Origin of the sequence: Paraferrimonas sedimenticola, assembly GCF_002282855.1 — a bacterium.
GTDB classification, from domain to species: Bacteria; Pseudomonadota; Gammaproteobacteria; order Enterobacterales; family Shewanellaceae; genus Paraferrimonas; species Paraferrimonas sedimenticola.
The window spans coordinates 285,923-305,296 of sequence record NZ_NRIR01000005.1; the positions used below are offsets into that span (position 1 = coordinate 285,923).

Consider the following 19,374-nt stretch of genomic DNA (forward strand, 5'->3'; position numbering starts at 1 on the left):
AAGCGTGAGTGGCGGTTGGATGGGTCCCCAGTCAAGCTGGGGATGACAGCTGGGGACGACAGGAGTGCCACTAAGCCTTGCTCAGTCCATACTTACGCATTTTCTCTACCAGAGTCGTACGGCGAATACCCAGCATTTCAGCGGCGCGGCTAACCACATTTTCCTGCTGATCCAATGCTTGGCGGATCATGTCGATTTCCAGCTCTGCCAACAAGTCTTTAAGGTTCACACCCTCTGCGGGCAGCTCGTTACTCAGCTGACCCATAGGAATCTCCACCGGCTCCTCGTCGGTAAAGATAGCGGCCAAGGCATCGCGCTCTAGCTGCTCTTCTGGCACCTCTACCGCGTAAGCCGGCACGTCAATGTGACGATATTTCATTGGTAGGTCGTTCACATCGACCATGCCGTTGGGGAACAAGATGGTTAAGCGCTCAACTAGGTTCGAAAGCTCTCGCACATTGCCCGACCAGGGGTGTTCCATCAGCGAGTCAATGGCGCGCTGAGTGAAGCGAACTTTACCTTTGCCTTCGTTAAATACTCGCGATACTAATTCTTGCAATAGCAGCGGAATATCGTCAGCGCGCTCGCTCAAACTCGGCATTTCAATTGGGAACACATTCAAGCGATAGAACAAGTCCTCGCGGAAAGTGCCATCGGCAATCATATGCTCAAGATTGCGGTGAGTTGCTGCGATCACGCGTACATCGGTCGCGATTGACTTGTTTCCACCGACGCGGTCAAAAGTTCTTTCTTGCAGTACTCGAAGCAGTTTTACTTGCATCGGCATTGGCATATCGCCAATTTCATCGAGGAATAAGGTACCGCCGTTGGCTAGCTCAAATCGGCCCTTACGAGAGCTAATTGCACCGGTGAAAGCACCTTTTTCATGACCAAACAATTCACTCTCTAACAGCTCGCCAGGAATGGCACCACAGTTCACCGGAATGAAGGGACCATTTGAGCGGGCTGACAAGTAATGAATATTGCGTGCAACCACTTCTTTACCCGTACCTGATTGTCCCAAAATCAGCACGGTCGCATCGGTTTCGGCCACTTGGTTGATCATGTGGCGAACTTGCGAAATACCTGTGCTGCGGCCGACTAGGCTGCGAAACAGTTTGGTTTGATTCGGGCTAGTAGGAGTTTGTGGGCGTACGGTTTGGCCAAAGACTTGGCAGAAATTAAGAAGCTCGGTGACCTGAGGGTAGGCTAGCGGTTCGTCGAGCTGGCCAATTAAGTTTTGGCATGGCTCGACCTGACTCCTGCCTATGGTCAGTATCGGTTGCCAAGGCAATTTGGCGGCAACCCTAGAAATTTGTTCAGGCGTAATCTGGTCAGTAGCAATGATAACCGCGCGCCAGCGTTTGGGCTCGGCGGCGTTGGCTACTTCTTCCAGTTTTCTTAGCTCGACTTTTTCCCCGAGAAACTCAAGGACGCAAAAGAGACGCTGGACGCGCTCTGATAAATTGTCGACAAGTAGAATCCGCTGGTCTGTCTGCATTTGTTATTAACGTTTTATTAGTTGCATCTTCGGTTTGGACTTCTCGCGTAAATCTAAAATCGCGTACCGAGTTAAAGTCCTTTTGCAAAATAATGTCCTAAATGATGCCCAAAGCGCAAGTCTAAAGCTCAGTTATCCGAGCTTTGTTGACGGTTTCGCGAGCTAATTCCAAAAAGGTCAAACATTAGCCAGAAATCCTGACGAAATTTTGAACACAGTCAGGAATCTGACGCCCAATACCTGTTAACAAGTTTCACTTTTGGTAATGAATTACCGATGTTCTCGAGTTGGCATCCTCCTTGCAAATCTCCTTGGCATAACAATAATAAGCGCAGTTTTTTGACGGAGTTTGGATGTCTCGGGTTGCCGAAGTTCACAGTGGACGTTACGACGCACTTTTACAAGCCATGCCCTCTGGGATCATTATTTTGGACGCCAATGGCGTCGTGATTGAGGCCAATCCCAGTGCCGCGAATTTACTAGACGACCCATTGGTCGGTCAGCGTTGGATACACATCATTCAACGCGACTTCGCACCGCAAGCGGATGATGGTCATGAAGTTTCCTTGAAGAACGGTCGCCGCGTGCAAGTGGCGATGACCCCGTTAGAGCAAGAGAACGGTCAGATGATAGTGCTGACCGACTTGACCGAAACTCGCGAGTTGCAACGCAACATGGCGCACATGGAGCGCTTGAGTGCTCTGGGTAAAATGATGGCATCCCTTGCCCATCAAGTGCGCACCCCACTAAGTGCTGCGCTGCTATACGCATCCAACCTAGGTAACCCAGGGCTAAATCCGCAATCGCAACAAAAGTTCCAAGGCAAGTTGGTTGATCGCCTCAACGAGCTTGAATCTCAGGTTAATGACATGTTGATGTTCGCTCGTTCGCCGAGCCAACCGCTTGCCGATATGTCGCTTAACGCCGCTGTACAGCAATCCATCGAAAGTGTGGATGCTCATGCTCAGCGCAACCAATGTGAAATTGCCTTTAAGCAACTGACGTCTGCGCAAATCCAAGGCAACAGCAACGCTTTGTCTTCAGCGATTGGCAATTTGCTAATGAACGCCATGGAAGCCAAGGCGACTCGCATCGAGTTGCGCCTAGAGCAACGCCAAAGCGCATTGGTGCTGTCGGTATTGGATAACGGACAGGGCATGGGCGCAGATACCCAATTGCAAGCCGTGCAGCCTTTCTACACCACTAAATCCCAAGGCACAGGACTTGGGTTGGCAGTGGTACAAAGTGTCATGCGAAACCATCAGGGCAGTGTTCAAATTGGTAGCTTGGAGAATCAGGGCTGTCTGGTTGAACTGAGTTTTCCCTTGCCCTCGCAACAAGCAGTAATCAATTCACAGGAATGTGTAAATGGCTGATTTACCAATTTTGTTAGTGGAAGACGATGCCGCGCTGCGCGAGGCGCTGGTTGATACTCTAGAGCTTGCTCAATATCCGGTGATAGCGGTAGACAGCGCCGAAGCGGCGGTGATTGCCCTTAAGAAAACCCAATTTGGGCTGGTGGTATCCGACGTTCAAATGGGTGCGATGGACGGTGTGGCCTTGTTGGGCTTTATCCAAAAGCAACAACCCCAATTACCCGTACTGCTAATGACCGCCTACGCCGCGGTAGAAAAAGCGGTCGAGGCCATGAAACTTGGCGCCAAAGACTACTTGCAAAAACCATTCTCGCCGCAGGTGCTACTCAATCAGGTAGAGCGCTATTTAATGCGAGCTGGCGGCGAAGAGCAAGCAGTGGTGGCCGATGAGCAATCGCAGGCCCTGTTAAAACTGGCTCAAAAAGTGGCTAAGTCAGACGCTAGCGTGATGATCACAGGCCCTAGCGGTTCGGGTAAAGAAGTGCTAGCGCGATACCTGCACCAACATTCGTCACGCAACGATGCGCCTTTTGTGGCGATTAACTGTGCGGCGATTCCTGAGAACATGCTTGAAGCCACTTTGTTTGGTTATGAGAAAGGCGCCTATACCGGCGCCCATCAAGCGTGCCCAGGCAAATTCGAGCAGGCGCAAGATGGGACCTTGTTGCTCGATGAAGTCTCGGAAATGGATTTAGGTCTGCAAGCTAAACTACTGCGGGTGTTGCAAGAGCGCGAGGTAGAGCGCTTGGGTGGGCGTAAAGTTATTCCGCTCAACGTGCGAGTCTTGGCAACTTCCAACCGCGACCTTAAACAATACGTCGATGAGGGCAAGTTCCGCGAAGATTTGTACTATCGACTCAATGTTTTTCCACTGGCTTGGCCAGCATTGTGCGAGCGCCCGGGCGATATCCTGCCATTAGCTCGTCATTTGCTGGAAAAGCACTGTCAGCGCAGTGGTGACAGCACGCCAGAACTTAGCGAAGCGGCGGCGCGCAAGTTATTAGGACATCGCTGGCCGGGCAATGTGCGCGAGCTCGACAACGTGGTTCAACGCGCGTTGATTTTGCGCCAAGGCGATACGCTAGATGCAGACGACATTGTTATCGAAGGCTACCAAGCGGCAGCGCCGGCGCCAGTATCGAGTGACAGTTTGGGTGCGGGTGTGCGTGCACAAGAGCACCAAATCATTCTCGAAACTCTTAATCAGTGCCAAGGCAGTCGAAAAGCCGTCGCTGAAAAATTAGGCATTAGCTCGCGCACCTTGCGCTACAAGCTGGCTAAAATGCGCGAAGCCGGTATCGAAATTCCGGCTTAACCTCACCGATGGCGAGCGTTTTGGGATCGCCATCGCCGCTTCGCTCAAAGAAGCAGCAATTGTACATACGTTCAAGTATTTGGCATTCAAGTTGCATAGTTATGTCAAACAAACACGAAGCGTCAAGACTTCGGCAAAATAACAATTGCTTGAGGATAACATGGACATTAAAGGCAACGCCTTGTTCGCTGAGATGCAATCCCAGATTCGCTCACTCTCAGCGCCTATCGCACCGGACGTGCAACCCAACTCGGTTAATCCCGCTAAAAGCGGCGACTTCTCAGCCCTTTTGACTCAGGCCATCGGCCAGGTCAACCAGCTTCAATCCACCGCCAGCGACCTATCGACGCGTCTAGAAATGGGTGACTCCAGTGTCAGTCTGTCCGACACAGTGATCGCTCGCGAGAAGGCCAGTGTGGCGTTTGAAGCCACGGTTCAAGTACGCAACAAGCTCGTTGAAGCGTACAAAGACATTATGAATATGCCGGTTTAATCAAATACAGGAATTAGTTTGTGGCTGAGCTAACTCAACAAAACCAAAATCCGGCGCTTCCCGGTCAGACCCAAGCAGTGTTAGATGGTCAGGTGCAAAACAGCTCTACCGTCGAAGAGAACAAAGCGGGAATGTTTTCTCAGTTGGGTGGGTTAGACGTTCTGCGTCAAATCAGCCTGATTCTTTTGTTGGCTATTACCCTTGCCATTGCCGTATTCATCATGTTGTGGGCGCAAGAGCCCGAATACCGTCCTCTAGGTCAATTTGAAACCCAAGAACTGATCGAAACCTTGGATTTTCTCGACAAGAACCAACTGAAGTACCAGTTACAAGGTGACCTGATCAAAGTCCCTGAAGCCGACTACCAGTCGATAAAACTGGCATTGGCTCGCGCTGGCTTAGACCAAACCAACGAGACAGGCACAGACTACTTAAGCCAAGACAGTGGTTTTGGGGTGTCCCAGCGCATGGAGCAGGCGCGCCTTAAACACTCTCAAGAACAAAACCTAGCTCGTGCCATTGAAGAGCTGCAAAAAATCAATCGCGCCAAAGTGATTTTGGCGCTGCCAAAAGAAAACGTTTTTGCTCGACGTCAGCAAGAGCCAAGTGCCACTGTGGTGGTAAACCTGCGTCGTGGTGCCGTGTTAAAGCAAGAAGAAGTGGACTCAGTCGTCGACTTGGTGGCCTCGGCGGTACACGCGCTTAAGCCGAATCGAGTCACGGTTACCGATCAAAGCGGCCGCTTGTTGAGTTCAGGCTCGAAGGATGCCGCTTCGACTCAGGCCCGTCGAGAGCAAGAACTGGTTCAGCAAAAAGAGCTGGAATATCGCCAAAAAATCGAAACCATTTTGATGCCAATTCTGGGTGTGGATGCCTTCACTGCTCAAGTGGATGTCAGCATGGACTTCACCGCAGTTGAGGAAACTTCCAAGCGTTTTCATTCTGAGCCCACCGTGCGCAGCGAGATGACCTTAGAGCGCGGCTCTAGCAGCAACGAGGTGGGCGGCGTGCCAGGGGCTTTGTCTAATCAGCCGCCAGCGGCAAGCCAAATCCCGCAAACTTTAGAGGAAGCGCAAACCGACGAAACCTTGCGTTTAGGCTCAACCCATCGCGAGCAAACTCGCAACTACGAGCTGGATACCACCATCAGCCACACTCGCAATCAAGTGGGTGTGATTGACCGAGTTAGCGTGTCAGTGGCAGTGGACTACAAAGAGCAAATGGGCGAAGAGGGCGTGCAGCGCGTGCCCTATAGCGAAGCCGAATTGGCCAATATTCGTCGCTTGCTTGAGGGCTCTATTGGGTTCTCCAATGGTCGCGGTGACCAAATCGAAGTGGTGTCTTTCCCCTTTATCGACAACGCCATTGAAGCCTTGCCAGAGCCGCCATTTTACGAGCATCCGCTATTCTGGCGCGGCGTGAAGTTATTCGCCGGCCTGCTTGCAGCGCTGGTGTTGTTCCTGACCGTGGTTCGTCCCGTGCTCAATCGCATGCTCAACAAAGGCGAAGAAGAGCCTCAGCCTGGAGGTTATGAGCTGGCCGAAATCGAAGACCAGTACGCAGCCGACACGCTGGGCATGTTGACCCAAGACCCAGGTAGTTACAGCTACGCCGAAGACGGCTCGATTCGCCTGCCGGATCTGCACAAAGACGATGACATGCTTAAAGCGATTCGCGCGCTAGTGGCCAACGAGCCAGAGCTGTCCACTCAAGTTATCAAAAGTTGGTTGACCGAAGATGCCCCAAAATAATCTAGCCGTGGCCAAAGAGGCCGGATTTGACTTGAGTACTTTGTCAGGACTCGAACGCACTGCCATTTTGCTACTCAGCCTTAGCGAATCTGACGCCGCCAAAATTCTGAAGAACTTGGAGCCTAAACAGGTTCAAGCAGTAGGCCGTGTGATGGCGGCAATGGAGGATTTTAGCCAAGAGAAAGTCACCGCAGTTCATCGCCAATTTCTCGATCAGCTACAACAGTTCTCGACCATTGGCTTTAACTCTGAAGAATTCGTTCGCAAAGCACTAACTACAGCTTTGGGCGAAGACAAGGCCGGCAATCTTATCGAACAGATTGTGATGGGTAAGGGGGCGAAAGGCCTAGACTCGTTGAAGTGGATGGATGCGCGCCAGGTGGCCAGTATCATTCAAAGCGAGCACCCTCAAATTCAAACTATCGTGATGTCTTATCTAGAGCCGGATCAAGCCGCAGAAATCATGGCTCAGTTCCCAGAGCCAGTGCGCTTAGACCTAATGATGCGGATCGCCAATCTCGAAGAAGTGCAGCCAGCGGCGCTGCAAGAGCTCAATGACATTATGGAGAAACAGTTCGCCGGTCAAGCAGGCGCACAAGCGGCCAAGATGGGCGGCCTGAAGGCGGCTGCCGACATCATGAACTACTTGGATACTGGCATCGAAAGCCAGGTCATGGACGCCATTCGCGACAGTGACGAAGAAATGGCGCAACAAATTCAAGACTTGATGTTCGTATTTGAGAATCTAATCGATGTAGACGATCGCGGCATTCAAACCATACTGCGTGAAGTCCCGCAAGACGATCTGATGAAAGCCCTCAAGGGCACGGATGAAACACTCAAAGAGAAGATCTTAAGCAATATGTCTAAGCGTGCAGCAGACATGATGCGCGAAGACATGGAAGCCATGGGGCCGATTCGCATCAGCGAAGTGGAAGCTGCGCAAAAAGACATTCTTACTGTGGCCCGTCGTTTGGCGGATGCCGGCGAAATTATGCTAGGCAGCGGTGGCGGCGATGAATTCTTGTAATACGCCGTTTGAAGAAGCGCTGGTGATGGACGAAGCTGAGTTTGTCGAAACGGCTCCGTCGCAGGCTCAAAACACAGAGCCAAAAATGGCCGAGCAGCCCGAGTTTGAAGCGGCTGACTTGTCCAATGCGTTTGGGGTCGATCTCGCTGCCATGCGCGCTCAAGCGCAGGCAGAGTCCAACCTACCCAAGCCGCCAACCATGGAAGAAATCGAAGCGATTCGACAGTCGGCGTTCGACGAGGGCATGTTGCAGGGCCACGAACAGGGTTTTGCTCAAGGGCTTGAAGAGGGCCGCCAAACCGGTCAGGAAGAAGGCCGTCAGCAAGGGTTAGCGGAAGGTCGAGAGCAGGGATTGGCCGAAGGCAAGCAGTTGGCTATCGAGCAAGCTGAACGCTGGCAAACCCTAAATCAACAACTTGCCCAGCCGCTAGCTGTTATCGATGAGCAAGTTGAACATCAATTATTGGCCTTAGCACTTGAGCTCGCCGAGCAGGTGGTAATGGCGGAAATCAGCCAAAAACCAGAGCACATTTTGCAGGCCTTGCGCGCCGGTATTGAAGCTCTACCAAAGGCTGAGTCCGGAGTACGGATCGAGGCGACCGCGGAAGATAAAGCCTTGATTGAAGATTTCTATACCGCTGAGCAGTTGCAAGAGCAGAACTGGCAATTGTTCTCTAATCCACAACTCAACCCCGGCGAATTGGCTTTGGCTTCGGCTCACTCAAAACTGAATTGGAACTGGAGCGATCGCGTACAAAGCGTCACTCAGGCGATCCGCGAGCAACTCAATCACACCGCTGAGGACAGCAATGCTTGAGCGTCGTGAGCGTCTGTGCGCCAAGATACAAACGGCGCGAGCCAAAGTGCTCCCTTACAAACCCATCGCTAGCGGTGAGTTGGTACGAGTGGTGGGCCTTACCCTTGAAGCTCGAGGTTGTCGCGCACCCTTGGGCAGCCTATGCAGCATCGAAACCCTAACTGGTGAGTTAATCGCCGAGGTGATTGGTTTTGAAGACAACCTTTTGTATTTGATGCCGGTTGAGCCGCTAGAGGGGGTACTGCCAGGTGCCAAAGTGACGCCGCTCGGCGCTCAACAAGGCATTCCTGTTGGCATGTCCCTATTGGGACGAGTGTTAGACGGCAACGCTCAGCCGATTGACGGATTAGGTCCTTTGGCTACCCATGAACAAGCCAGTCGCCAAGCGATTACAGTGAACCCTTTGGCTCGACGCCCGGTGAATACACCACTGGATGTGGGGGTGCGAGCCATCAATGGTTTGCTGACGGTTGGCAAAGGCCAGCGTATGGGTTTGTTTGCAGGCTCTGGTGTGGGTAAATCTGTGCTGTTGGGCATGATGACTCGCGGTACCACAGCGGATGTGATTGTGGTGGGCTTAGTGGGCGAGCGTGGTCGCGAGGTCAAAGAATTCATTGAAGAGATTCTGGGCGAGCAAGGACGTGCACGCTCTGTGGTGATCGCGGCGCCAGCTGACACCACGCCGTTGATGCGCCTGCGCGCTTGTGAAACCGCCACTCGTGTGGCTGAGTATTTTCGCGACTTAGGCAAAGATGTGTTGTTGCTGATGGACAGCTTGACTCGCTATGCCCAAGCGCAGCGTGAAATTGCCTTGGCAGTGGGCGAGCCGCCGGCCACCAAAGGTTACCCGCCATCGGTTTTCGCCAAATTACCCAAACTAGTGGAACGCGCTGGCAATGGTAGTGCAGGCCAAGGGTCTATTACGGCGTTTTATACCGTGTTGACCGAAGGGGATGACCAACAAGACCCCATCGCCGATGCGTCTCGAGCGATTCTCGATGGACACGTCGTTTTGTCGCGAGAGTTGGCTGAGAGCGGTCATTATCCCGCGGTGGATATCGAAGCGTCGATATCACGGGTGATGCCACAAGTGGTTTCTGAAGATCATGTCAATCAAGCGCGAGCGGTCAAGCGTTGTTATTCCCTGTATCAGCGCAATAAAGACTTGGTCTCAATTGGCGCCTACGTTCAGGGTAGCGATCCCAAAGTAGATAAGGCGTTGTTGCTCCAGCCAGTTGTCAGCGCCTATCTGCAACAACAAATGAAAGAAGTGGTGGTCTTGCAAGACTGTCAATTGATGTTGAGTCAGTTGGCCGCCCAATGTCCGTAATCGGGCGTTACAGAGCCTGAAAAAGGCTCGCGAACGGACCAAGCATAGGAGGCTTTTATGGCCGATCTCAATCAGTTACAACAAGTGCTCGAATTGTCTCAACAGCAAGAGCAACAAGCGCAACAAAAACTGTCGCAAGCCACGGCTCAACTGGAGCGTCATCAACAACAACTGGCGCAAATTCAGCAGTATCGCTTTGACTACCTCGGGCAGATGAATCGTCAGAAAGGGCAGGCGTTGAACGCCAATCACTACCACCAGTATCACCAGTTTATCAGCCAGCTTGATAAAGCCAGCGAAGCGGAAAATCAGGCGATGCATCAGGCAATGCACGCCCAAAACCAGTGCCGGCAAGAGTGGCAAACGCTTCAGCAAAAATGCCGAGCAATGGAGCAATTAATAGATAAACGTCTCGCCTTGCTGCAGATACAAGCCGCAAAGCAAGAGCAAAAGGCCACCGACGAGTTTGCCATTCAAGCCTTTTTGCGCCGCCAAGCATAACGATTGGCACTAAGTTTGCTTTGACTTACTTAATCTAGACACTTAGTCCAGGACATTTGACGCTTTAAAGCGGCTTATTGCGATTGGATTTAATAGCGAGAACCTGTGCATGGGACCCAGTTTTGACGCCAGTATGCTTTCACCAAGCAGCAGTGGACTTAAGCCCGCAGATGGGAGCTGTGCTCATGATAGTGATGCTACTGAAAGCGAGTTTGACTCACTGCTCAACCAACAACTCGCGAGTCAGCCAGCCGAAGACGAAATAACAGGCTCAAACCCGGCCTTGACCGGCGACGCCGATGACTCGAGTATCGAGTCGTCTGCAGAACATGACTCATCGACAGATACGCCGCCTCAAGCTGACCTTGAGGCTGACAATGTGCCGGCCACACAAGTCACTGTGACCGCTATTACCGACGCGCCAACACCATCGCTATCAGCCGATAGTGGCAAAGCGGAAACCGTGGTTGATAACTCAAACCATTTGCGTGAAGGCCAAGCGTCTAAGCGATATGCAGATGTGTCCATTGTCGATACAAGCACAGGCAGTACTAAATCGGAATCCGGCGTCGATGCTAAGTCAAGTGAGCAAGGCGCCCAGACCAATCTCAGCGCCAACCGAGCCGTAGATTCGACAGTCATTCAGCCAAACCAAATCGGCAGCGGTAGCCACAGCCAGCCATCAGTTAGCGCCGATGGCCAAAGTTTGCCGCTTAAGGCCGGTGAATTTCCGCCTCAACAAGTAGCGCTTGTTAATTCCACTGAAAAAGGCGAGCTTTCAGCTCAACATGCGATAACGGCTAAGCCGGCTGAGAAGCGTGATGTCGACTCAAAAGAGGTTTTGCTCCAAAACAAGTCAACCAAAGACCAGCTTAATCAGGCTACCAGTGTTGCGGTTCAATCTCAGTCGAGCAAAGACAGACCAACGTATTTGTTGAGTGAGTCGCAAGGAGCGAGCGCGGGTAAGAGCGATGGGGCGATTAAAACTGACGCTCAACCCACGGCGAAGAGTGATTTAGTGACTGTGTTGGCACAAAGTAAGGCCATGCTGAAAGGGATACAAGAGGGCTTGCAAACGCGAGCCAAAGGCCATTCGGTCAGACTTGAAGGGTTAGTGAATCAACCCGCGTCGACCGCTGCAACCACTCAAGATGTCCATCCTCTAGTTAATTCTGAACGCCCGTTGTTGAGTCAGAATCATCTAAACACGGCTAGCGTGGCTCAGACGTTACCCCAAGCCCAAACTCAGGCGCAAACGCCAATGCAGATGACGCCTGGTCAGATTCAGAATCAGATACAGGCGATGATCCGTCACGGCCAACAGCACGCGGAAATTCGGCTAGACCCGGCAGAGCTGGGTAGCTTACAAATTCGAATCCAAATGCAGGGGGAGCAAGCGCAAGTTCAATTCATGGCGGCTCAGCCACATGCCCGTGAATTGCTTGAGTCGGCATTACCTCGCCTGCGAGAACTGATGCAACAACAAGGGCTGGATTTGGGTAATACCGATGTTTCGGGACAAGAATCAAAGGAGCAGCAGGCCCATTCGGACAGTCGTGATGACGATGCTCACAGCCTTTGGGTTCAAAATCCACTCGAAGACGGGAGCGAGGTCCAAGATTTGCCCTTTGACCCGCACAAATCCTCGTCAGCCGAGGGTTGGAGCATTGGTTATGCTAGACGTATCGATTATTATGCCTAAATAACAATAGGAGCCGTCTCAGCCGGCAATTCTAGGAAGAATGTAATGAGTGACCAAAGTTTGCAATTGGAAGAAGTGCCCAAAGCTTCGACACCGAAGCGGTGGATCATAGCTGGCATTGCAGCAAGCGTGCTGATAGGCGTTGTCGTTGTCCTATGGCTATTTCTTTGGGGTTCTTCTGACGAAGCACAAAAGCCCGCTGCCAAGACTGAAATCACGCACGAAAGCCTAGAGCCAAAAGTCGCCCAAGAAGCCGCCGATTACGTTCCTATGCCTCGTCCATTCCTATTCAACGCCACCGGTGATGGTCGAACTCGCTTAGTTCAAATTAAGGTGCAGCTGCTGGTTCGCGGTCGAGACAATAGCCGCATTGCGCGCAAGCACGTACCTTTGATTGAGGATGCCATCCTCACCACTTTCAGCCGAGCTTCGATAGAGCAGCTGGCCACGTTGGAAGGTAAAGAGCAGTTGCGCAATGAAGCCTTGCAAGGTGTTCAGTCGGCACTGTCCAAAGTGGAAGGGCGCAGTGTGGTTGAGCGAGTGTTATTCACCGGGTTTGTGATGCAATAAGGAACCACAGTGACCGATTTATTAAGCCAAGAAGAGATTGATGCGCTATTGCACGGGGTCGACGATGTTGTCGAAGAAGCCCCGGAAGAAGAGCTTGGCGATGCGGTTCGATTTGATTTCAGTGCCCAGGATAGAATTGTCCGCGGGCGCATGCCAACGCTTGAAATCGTCAATGAACGATTTGCGCGGCACATGCGCATTAGTCTGTTCAACATGATGCGCCGCGCCGCCGATGTGTCGATCAACGGCGTGCAAATGTTGAAGTTTAGCGAGTACACCCACACCTTGTTTGTGCCAACTAGCTTGAATATGGTGCGCTTTAATCCACTCAAAGGTACCGCGCTTATCACCATGGAAGCTCGTTTGGTGTTCATCATGGTGGACAACTTTTTTGGCGGCGACGGACGTTTTCACGCCAAAATTGAAGGCCGTGAATTTACTCCCACTGAACGTCGCATCATCCAACTCATGCTAAAAGTCATCTTTGAAGACTATCACCAAGCTTGGGCGCCAGTGATGGACTTAGACATGGAATACATGGACTCGGAAGTAAACCCAGCCATGGCCAACATTGTCAGTCCTACCGAAGTGGTGGTGGTTAGCTCGTTCCACATTGAGCTTGACGGTGGTGGCGGCGATTTTCACATCGCCATGCCTTATTCGATGATCGAGCCGATTCGCGAGCTGCTAGATGCCGGTGTTCAAAGCGATAAGCAGGACATCGACATGCGCTGGTCAAAGGCCCTCAAGGACGAAATCATGGACGTCAGAGTCGGCTTACAGACCCAGTTGCTTGAGCACGAAATGAGCCTGCGTGACATAGTCAACTTGGAAGCCGGTGACATCATTCCGGTGGATATGCCGGAGCACTTGTTGGTAAAAGTGGAAGATTTGCCAACTTACCGCGGCAAAGTAGGCCGCAGCGGTGACAACGTCGCTGTGAAAATTACTGAACAAATTCCTCGCCCTGAAACGGTGAAATCCCAGCTACAGTTGGTGCCAAAGCGCGCCCAAGAACGCAAGAAGCAAGAGCTGGAATAACAAAAATTCGACCTGGAAACAGGCACTAAGGAAATGCGCTAATGACGACCGAAGATCAAAATCAACAAGACATGGCCGATGCCTGGGCCGACGCGCTGGCCGAGCAGGACCAAGAGCTAGACGTACAAGCGGTGGCTCTAGAAGAGTTGCCCGGCGCAGGCACCAAGTTATCTAAGGCTGAAAACGAAAAGCTCGATGCCATTATGGACATTCCGGTCACTATTTCGATGGAAGTGGGCCGAGCACAAATCTCTATTCGCAATCTACTTCAATTGAATCAGGGCTCTGTGGTCGAGCTAGACCGTATCGCCGGTGAGCCGTTGGATGTAATGGTCAACGGCACCCTTATCGCTCACGGCGAAGTGGTAGTAGTAAACGACAAATTTGGTATTCGACTCACAGACGTCATCAGCCAGACCGAGCGTATTAAAAAACTGAAGTAGTCCATGGCAGAAGAACAAAAAATCAGTTGGTTCGCCGAGCTGGCGCAACTATTGGGTGGACTTGTGCTGGTGTTGGGTTTGATATTGGGGTTGGCCTATTTGGTGCGCCGCCTTAATCTGACTCAATTAGCCCAAGGCGCAATTACCACCAAAGCCGTCACCTCGCTTGGCGGCAAAGAAAAGCTAACCCTGGTACAACTGGGAGACAAGCAGTACTTGCTTGGGGTGACCGCCCATAACATCAGTTTGATTGACACCATCTCACCGCCCATCGACATACCGGCGACCGGCCTGCAAGCGATGCGCGTTCAAGCCAAAGATAAACAAGCACAAAACAAGGAAAACCAGTCATGAGTCGTTGGTTAATGGGACTGGTTTTGCTAATGGGTTTTGGTGCTCCTGCACTGGCCGCTGACGGAATTTTACCGGCGGTGACAGTCACTACCGCCGCTGACGGCACTCAAGAGTATTCGGTGACCCTACAAATCCTATTGCTGATGACGGCGCTGAGCTTTCTGCCGGCGATGGTCATCATGCTCACCAGTTTTACTCGAATCATTGTCACCTTGGCGATTTTGCGTCAGGCCATTGGCTTGCAGCAAACCCCGTCGAATCAGATTCTGTTAGGCATTAGTTTATTCATGTCGTTTTTTATTATGGCGCCTGTGTTCGACCAGGCCTATGAGCAAGCCATTGAGCCTTACATGAACGACCAAATAACGCTGCAACAAGCCTACGAAACGGGTCAGGTGCCGCTTAGAGAGTTCATGCTGTCGCAAACCCGCATGAAAGACCTCAACCTGTTTGCCGAAATGGCGGACTTGCAAGACATCGATTCGCCAGAGGCGGTGCCTATGCAGGTATTAGTACCTGCCTTTATCACTTCTGAGCTTAAAACCGCCTTTCAAATCGGCTTTATGCTGTTTATTCCGTTTTTGGTGGTGGACTTGGTGGTAGCCTCGGTGCTGATGGCCATGGGTATGATGATGCTATCGCCCATGATTGTATCCTTGCCGTTTAAGATCATGTTGTTCGTGCTGGTTGACGGCTGGAATCTGGTACTTGGTTCGCTGGCTAACAGCTTTGGACTAAGCCCATGAGTCCAGAAGCTTTCGTCGACATTTTCCGCGAAGCCTTGTACACAGTAGTGATCATGGTTTCGGCGATTGTGGTTCCAGGTTTGTTGGTGGGTTTGATTGTGGCTGTGTTTCAGGCCGCGACTTCGATTAACGAGCAGACCTTAAGTTTCTTACCTCGTCTGCTAACCACCTTGCTGGCCATGATGGTGTTGGGTCACTGGCTGATCCGCACCTTGATGGAGTTCATGCAAGAAATGGTGGCGCAGATCCCAGCCGTTATAGGCTAATCGATGGACTGGCTTTACGGCAGCATCGAAGCCACCATAGCCGCCTATCTGTGGCCCATGGCTCGCATTGGCGGAATGATGATGGTGATGACCACCATAGGCTCTAACACCACACCGATGCGTGTGCGCCTGTTGTTGGTGTTTGCCATGACCATAGCGGTGGCGCCTGTGTTGCCGGCCATGCCCGCCGTTCCCTTGTTTTCCTTTGAAGCCTATTGGATTTTGGCGCAGCAATTATTGATTGGTATTGCCGCGGGTTTTGTGTCCCTGTTATTGCTGCAAACCTTTGTGTTGGCCGGTCAAATTATCGGTATGCAAACCAGTTTGGGTTTCGCTTCCATGGTGGACCCGACCAACGGGCAACAAGTGCCTTTGGTGGGCCAGTTCTACCTGATTTTAACCACCTTGCTGTTCTTTTTGTTCGACGGTCACCTAACCATGATTCGTATGCTGGTAGCCAGTTTTGAAACCTTGCCTGTGGGCGAGACCAGTTTGAACGTGGCTAACTTGCGCGCATTGGCCGAGTGGGGCGGATGGATGTTTGGCGCCGCCTTGACCGTTGCCATTTCGGCAATTGTGGCGCTGTTGCTGATTAACTTTTCTTTCGGTGTGATGACTCGAGCCGCGCCTCAGCTGAACATTTTTGCCATTGGCTTTCCGATAACCATGATCTCTGGATTGATCATTCTGTGGTTAACCCTCGGCGGGATCATGAGCCATTTCGAAAACACTTGGAATGCGGCGCAGGGCTTGTTGTGCCAGCTACTGGAATTGCCTTGTAGGATCCCCTAATGGCCGAAAACGATTCCAGTCAGGAAAAAACCGAACAACCCACGCCCAAGCGCCTGCAACAGGCGCGTGAAAAAGGCCAAGTACCTCGCTCCAAAGAGCTAGGTACTGCTTCCGTGTTGTTAGCCGCCGCAATTGGTATGGTGATGGTGGGGCCAGGCTTGGGCGAGGCGCTCCTGAATGTCATGACTCGTGTGTTCCAGCCCGAGCGCGACGCCTTGTTTGACGCCGCCTCTACCTTGAGTATTTGGCCCATGGTATTTAGCGAGTTGGCCAAGCCTTTGTTGATGTTCGTGGTGTTCTTATTCGCCGCGGCCTTTGCCGGTAACACGCTACTCGGAGGAATCACCTTTAGTACCAAAGCGGCGATGCCCAAGCTGGATAAGATGAGCCCGTTAAAGGGCTTTAAGCGAATGTTTGGGATTCAGGCGTTAGTGGAGTTGGCCAAGGGGATCGCCAAGTTTCTGGTGGTCGCGATTGTGGCTTATTTGCTGCTTAAGTTTAATTTTGACGACATTTTGAGCCTGTCGGCGATGCACCTGCCGGGCAACGTGGCTGAGGCCATGGGGCTGCTGCTCAAGATGTTTATTATTCTGTGCTCCACCATGCTGCTAATTGTGTTGATCGACGCGCCATACCAGCTTTGGAATCACAACAAGCAGCTCAAAATGACCAAGCAAGAGGTCAAAGACGAGTACAAAGACACCGAAGGCAAGCCCGAAGTTAAGGGGCGTATTCGCCAGTTACAGCGTGAAATTTCTCAGCGCAAGATGATGGGCGAAGTACCTAACGCCGATGTCATTCTGGTGAACCCAGAGCACTATGCGGTGGCGCTTAAGTACGACGTGAGTCGGGCCGGTGCGCCTTTCTTGTTGGCCAAAGGGGTAGATCAGGTGGCCTTTAAAATTCGCGAGATTGGCAATGAGCACGACATTCCGATTGTCAGCTCTCCAGCGCTGGCTCGAGCGGTTTACTACACCACCAAACTTAACGAAGAGATCCCTCAAGGCCTGTTTACCGCTGTAGCGGCCGTGCTCGCGTACGTCATGCAACTCAAGCAATATCAAGCTCGCCGCGCTCGCAAACCAAACCCACTACCAAAAGAATTCGACTTACCAGAAGACCTGCGTCATTAGCCGCTTATTTGAACACTTGTCCAAATGGGTTGGCATCAAACTTGCTCTAAAGCTTACATAACTAGAATAACAGTCGCTTTATTGTCGCTTCGCGCATTGGATGTCAGTGATAGGAACTAAGATTTTTAGTCGGGTTAATCCGACCATGCTCAATGGACTGGGTACGCCGCTGCTGGTTTTAGCGGCGTTGGCCATGGTGATCCTTCCCATGCCAGCCATCTTGCTGGACGTTTTATTCAGCTTTAACATCGCTCTCGCGCTGGTGGTCCTTCTGGTCGCCATTTACACTCTTCGCCCGCTAGATTTTGCTGCATTCCCAACTGTACTCTTGGTGGCGACTTTGCTGCGATTAGCCTTGAACGTGGCGTCAACTCGCGTGGTTCTGCTAGAAGGTCACAATGGCGGTGATGCCGCCGGTAAAGTGATTGAAGCCTTTGGCTCAGTGGTTATCGGTGGCAACTATGCCGTCGGCCTGATTGTTTTCCTAATTCTGGTCATCATTAACTTTGCGGTGGTCACCAAGGGTGCCGGTCGTATCTCAGAGGTGAGTGCTCGCTTTACTCTGGACGCTATGCCGGGCAAGCAAATGGCTATCGATGCGGATTTAAACGCAGGATTGATTAACAAAGACCAAGCCCGTGCACGCCGCTCAGAAGTGACTCGCGAGGCCGACTTCTACGGTGCGATGGACGGTGCGTCTAAGTTCGTTAAAGGCGATGCAATTGCTGGGATTCTTATCTTGCTGATTAACATTAGCGGTGGTTTTATCATTGGTATGATTCAGCACGGTCTGAGCTTTTCTCAAGCCATTGAAGTCTATACCTTGTTGACCATTGGTGATGGTCTGGTAGCGCAGATTCCGGGGCTGTTGTTGTCGATTGCCGCAGCGCTAATGGTGACTCGCCAAAACGAGAAAGGCGAGATGGGACAGTTGGTGATAAGCCAGATGTTTGCCAACAGCAAATCCCTCTCGATTGCTGCTGGGGTTTTGTTTGTGATGGGCGTAGTACCTGGTATGCCGCATATTCCGTTTTTAAGCTTCGCGGCGATTTGTGGCGGTGCCGCTTACTATTTGCACAAACGTCAAAAAGCCGACGAGATTGCGGCGCAAGAAGCGGCGGCTAACCCCTCTCCCGCCAAGGATGCGGCACCGAAAGAGCTCAGCTGGGAAGATGTGCGTCACGTGGATACCGTTGGTTTGGAAGTGGGTTATCGATTAATTCCTCTGGTGGATAAGACCCAAAATGGGGAGTTGTTGGCTCGAATCAAAGGGGTTCGCAAAAAGCTTTCACAAGAGTTTGGCTTTCTGGTGCCGGCGGTGCATATTCGCGACAACTTGGATTTAGCCCCCGGTGCTTATCGAATTAATTTGAATGGTGTGACCAGCGGTGAAGGCGAAGTTCGCCACGATTGCGAGCTGGCGATTAACCCAGGACAAGTATTTGGCGAGCTGGACGGCGATAAGACTCGCGACCCAGCCTTTGGCTTGGAAGCGGTGTGGATCCAACCGGAACAGCGTGAGTACGCTCAGTCCATGGGCTATACAGTAGTGGACTCTGCGACGGTAGTGGCCACTCACTTATCGCAGTTGCTAGCCAACAACTCGGCTCAACTGTTGGGCTATGAAGAAGTACAGCATTTGTTGGATTTACTTGCCAAGCAAGCGCCTAAGCTGGTGGAAGGTTTGATTCCGGATGTGCTGTCTTTGGGCGTGGTGGTGAAGGTGATGCAAAACCTACTCCACGAAGGGGTGCCCATTCGCGATTTGCGCACCATAGTACAAACCTTGGTTGAGTACGGGCCTAAGAGTCAGGACCCAGATGTTTTACAAGCGGCGGTGCGCATTGCACTGAAGCGCATGATTGTCCAAGAGATCAGCGGACCAGAGCAAGAGATTCCTGTGATAACCTTGGCGCCAGAATTGGAACAAATTCTGCATCAATCTATGCAGGCGTCGGGTGGTGACGGTCCGAATATCGAACCGGGATTGGCAGAGAAAATGCAGCAATCTCTGTTGGAGGCTTCACAGAATCAAGAAATGCTGGGGCAACCGGCGATTCTGCTGACTTCTGGCATGTTACGCTCGACCTTATCGCGCTTCACTAAACACACGATTCCAAGTTTGCGTGTGATCAGTTATCAAGAAGTGCCAGACGAAAAACAAATAAAGATTGTGGCAGCCGTTGGACAGTAGCCGTCAGCTAGGAGAGAGG

19 protein-coding genes are annotated in these 19,374 nt (G+C 51.8%); 18 read left to right on the forward strand and 1 reads right to left on the reverse strand.

Going from position 1 to position 19,374, the window contains the following annotated elements; translation table 11 throughout:
- Positions 1-70: 70 nt before the first annotated feature.
- Complete coding sequence (locus tag CLC93_RS10875) at positions 71-1,501, reverse strand: sigma-54 dependent transcriptional regulator (RefSeq protein WP_095505983.1); 1,431 nt, start codon at positions 1,499-1,501, stop codon at positions 71-73.
- A gap of 353 nt (positions 1,502-1,854) precedes the next feature.
- Here CLC93_RS10875 and CLC93_RS10880 point away from each other — a divergent pair, with 353 nt between their 5' ends.
- The 18 genes from CLC93_RS10880 to flhA all read left to right on the forward strand — a co-directional run bounded on the left by CLC93_RS10880 (position 1,855) and on the right by flhA (position 19,355).
- Positions 1,855-2,877 carry a sensor histidine kinase gene (locus tag CLC93_RS10880; protein ID WP_095505984.1) on the forward strand — a complete coding sequence of 341 codons (1,023 nt, stop codon included), beginning with the start codon at positions 1,855-1,857 and terminating at the stop codon, positions 2,875-2,877.
- Entirely contained in the window at positions 2,870-4,192 is a 1,323-nt protein-coding gene (locus CLC93_RS10885; RefSeq protein WP_095505985.1) for a sigma-54-dependent transcriptional regulator, read from the forward strand. Before CLC93_RS10880 ends, CLC93_RS10885 begins: the two co-directional genes overlap by 8 nt.
- Positions 4,193-4,352: 160 nt before the next feature.
- The gene (gene fliE / locus CLC93_RS10890; protein ID WP_095505986.1) at positions 4,353-4,685 is read left to right on the forward strand and encodes a flagellar hook-basal body complex protein FliE; all 333 of its coding nucleotides are present in this window, start codon (positions 4,353-4,355) and stop codon (positions 4,683-4,685) included.
- 131 nt (positions 4,686-4,816) lie between these two features.
- Positions 4,817-6,436 (forward strand): flagellar basal-body MS-ring/collar protein FliF, encoded by a 1,620-nt coding sequence (fliF, locus tag CLC93_RS10895; RefSeq protein WP_245837147.1) that lies wholly within the window; start codon positions 4,817-4,819, stop codon positions 6,434-6,436.
- A complete protein-coding gene (fliG, locus tag CLC93_RS10900; protein ID WP_095505987.1) occupies positions 6,423-7,466 on the forward strand; it encodes a flagellar motor switch protein FliG in 1,044 nt (347 codons plus the stop codon). Before fliF ends, fliG begins: the two co-directional genes overlap by 14 nt.
- Positions 7,453-8,283, forward strand: coding sequence for a flagellar assembly protein FliH (locus CLC93_RS10905; RefSeq protein ID WP_095505988.1), 831 nt, complete (start codon positions 7,453-7,455; stop codon positions 8,281-8,283). Before fliG ends, CLC93_RS10905 begins: the two co-directional genes overlap by 14 nt.
- Positions 8,276-9,613: a flagellar protein export ATPase FliI gene (gene fliI / locus CLC93_RS10910; RefSeq protein WP_095505989.1), complete on the forward strand. Its 1,338-nt coding sequence runs from the start codon at positions 8,276-8,278 to the stop codon at positions 9,611-9,613. The genes CLC93_RS10905 and fliI overlap by 8 nt, the downstream gene beginning before the upstream one ends.
- Before the next feature lie 57 nt (positions 9,614-9,670).
- The gene (gene fliJ, locus CLC93_RS10915; RefSeq protein WP_095505990.1) at positions 9,671-10,114 is read left to right on the forward strand and encodes a flagellar export protein FliJ; all 444 of its coding nucleotides are present in this window, start codon (positions 9,671-9,673) and stop codon (positions 10,112-10,114) included.
- 109 nt (positions 10,115-10,223) lie between these two features.
- On the forward strand, positions 10,224-11,816 hold the full coding sequence (locus CLC93_RS10920; RefSeq protein WP_095505991.1) for a flagellar hook-length control protein FliK: 1,593 nt from the start codon (positions 10,224-10,226) through the stop codon (positions 11,814-11,816).
- Between the two features lie 45 nt (positions 11,817-11,861).
- Positions 11,862-12,386 carry a flagellar basal body-associated protein FliL gene (gene fliL / locus CLC93_RS10925; protein WP_095505992.1) on the forward strand — a complete coding sequence of 175 codons (525 nt, stop codon included), beginning with the start codon at positions 11,862-11,864 and terminating at the stop codon, positions 12,384-12,386.
- A 9-nt stretch (positions 12,387-12,395) separates the two neighbouring features.
- Positions 12,396-13,427, forward strand: a complete 1,032-nt coding sequence (fliM, locus tag CLC93_RS10930) for a flagellar motor switch protein FliM (protein WP_095505993.1) — start codon at positions 12,396-12,398, stop codon at positions 13,425-13,427.
- 41 nt (positions 13,428-13,468) lie between these two features.
- Positions 13,469-13,870: a flagellar motor switch protein FliN gene (fliN, locus tag CLC93_RS10935; protein WP_095505994.1), complete on the forward strand. Its 402-nt coding sequence runs from the start codon at positions 13,469-13,471 to the stop codon at positions 13,868-13,870.
- 3 nt (positions 13,871-13,873) lie between these two features.
- Positions 13,874-14,224 carry a flagellar biosynthetic protein FliO gene (fliO, locus tag CLC93_RS10940; protein ID WP_095505995.1) on the forward strand — a complete coding sequence of 117 codons (351 nt, stop codon included), beginning with the start codon at positions 13,874-13,876 and terminating at the stop codon, positions 14,222-14,224.
- Positions 14,221-14,970, forward strand: a complete 750-nt coding sequence (gene fliP / locus CLC93_RS10945; protein ID WP_095505996.1) for a flagellar type III secretion system pore protein FliP — start codon at positions 14,221-14,223, stop codon at positions 14,968-14,970. Before fliO ends, fliP begins: the two co-directional genes overlap by 4 nt.
- Positions 14,967-15,236 (forward strand): flagellar biosynthesis protein FliQ, encoded by a 270-nt coding sequence (gene fliQ / locus CLC93_RS10950; RefSeq protein WP_095505997.1) that lies wholly within the window; start codon positions 14,967-14,969, stop codon positions 15,234-15,236. The genes fliP and fliQ overlap by 4 nt, the downstream gene beginning before the upstream one ends.
- 3 nt (positions 15,237-15,239) lie before the next feature.
- Positions 15,240-16,028 carry a flagellar biosynthetic protein FliR gene (fliR, locus tag CLC93_RS10955; protein WP_095505998.1) on the forward strand — a complete coding sequence of 263 codons (789 nt, stop codon included), beginning with the start codon at positions 15,240-15,242 and terminating at the stop codon, positions 16,026-16,028.
- Entirely contained in the window at positions 16,028-17,161 is a 1,134-nt protein-coding gene (flhB, locus tag CLC93_RS10960) for a flagellar biosynthesis protein FlhB (RefSeq protein WP_095505999.1), read from the forward strand. Before fliR ends, flhB begins: the two co-directional genes overlap by 1 nt.
- A 145-nt stretch (positions 17,162-17,306) precedes the next feature.
- On the forward strand, positions 17,307-19,355 hold the full coding sequence (gene flhA / locus CLC93_RS10965; protein ID WP_245837148.1) for a flagellar biosynthesis protein FlhA: 2,049 nt from the start codon (positions 17,307-17,309) through the stop codon (positions 19,353-19,355).
- Positions 19,356-19,374 lie beyond the last annotated feature (19 nt).

Coding starts and splice junctions, on each gene's coding strand:
- CLC93_RS10875 (WP_095505983.1), bottom strand. CDS start 1,501: ATGCAGACAGACCAGCGGATTCTACTTGTCGACAATTTATCAGAGCGC.
- CLC93_RS10880 (WP_095505984.1), top strand. CDS start 1,855: ATGTCTCGGGTTGCCGAAGTTCACAGTGGACGTTACGACGCACTTTTA.
- CLC93_RS10885 (WP_095505985.1), top strand. CDS start 2,870: ATGGCTGATTTACCAATTTTGTTAGTGGAAGACGATGCCGCGCTGCGC.
- fliE (WP_095505986.1), top strand. CDS start 4,353: ATGGACATTAAAGGCAACGCCTTGTTCGCTGAGATGCAATCCCAGATT.
- fliF (WP_245837147.1), top strand. CDS start 4,817: ATGTTTTCTCAGTTGGGTGGGTTAGACGTTCTGCGTCAAATCAGCCTG.
- fliG (WP_095505987.1), top strand. CDS start 6,423: ATGCCCCAAAATAATCTAGCCGTGGCCAAAGAGGCCGGATTTGACTTG.
- CLC93_RS10905 (WP_095505988.1), top strand. CDS start 7,453: ATGAATTCTTGTAATACGCCGTTTGAAGAAGCGCTGGTGATGGACGAA.
- fliI (WP_095505989.1), top strand. CDS start 8,276: ATGCTTGAGCGTCGTGAGCGTCTGTGCGCCAAGATACAAACGGCGCGA.
- fliJ (WP_095505990.1), top strand. CDS start 9,671: ATGGCCGATCTCAATCAGTTACAACAAGTGCTCGAATTGTCTCAACAG.
- CLC93_RS10920 (WP_095505991.1), top strand. CDS start 10,224: ATGGGACCCAGTTTTGACGCCAGTATGCTTTCACCAAGCAGCAGTGGA.
- fliL (WP_095505992.1), top strand. CDS start 11,862: ATGAGTGACCAAAGTTTGCAATTGGAAGAAGTGCCCAAAGCTTCGACA.
- fliN (WP_095505994.1), top strand. CDS start 13,469: ATGACGACCGAAGATCAAAATCAACAAGACATGGCCGATGCCTGGGCC.
- fliO (WP_095505995.1), top strand. CDS start 13,874: ATGGCAGAAGAACAAAAAATCAGTTGGTTCGCCGAGCTGGCGCAACTA.
- fliP (WP_095505996.1), top strand. CDS start 14,221: ATGAGTCGTTGGTTAATGGGACTGGTTTTGCTAATGGGTTTTGGTGCT.
- fliQ (WP_095505997.1), top strand. CDS start 14,967: ATGAGTCCAGAAGCTTTCGTCGACATTTTCCGCGAAGCCTTGTACACA.
- fliR (WP_095505998.1), top strand. CDS start 15,240: ATGGACTGGCTTTACGGCAGCATCGAAGCCACCATAGCCGCCTATCTG.
- flhB (WP_095505999.1), top strand. CDS start 16,028: ATGGCCGAAAACGATTCCAGTCAGGAAAAAACCGAACAACCCACGCCC.
- flhA (WP_245837148.1), top strand. CDS start 17,307: ATGCTCAATGGACTGGGTACGCCGCTGCTGGTTTTAGCGGCGTTGGCC.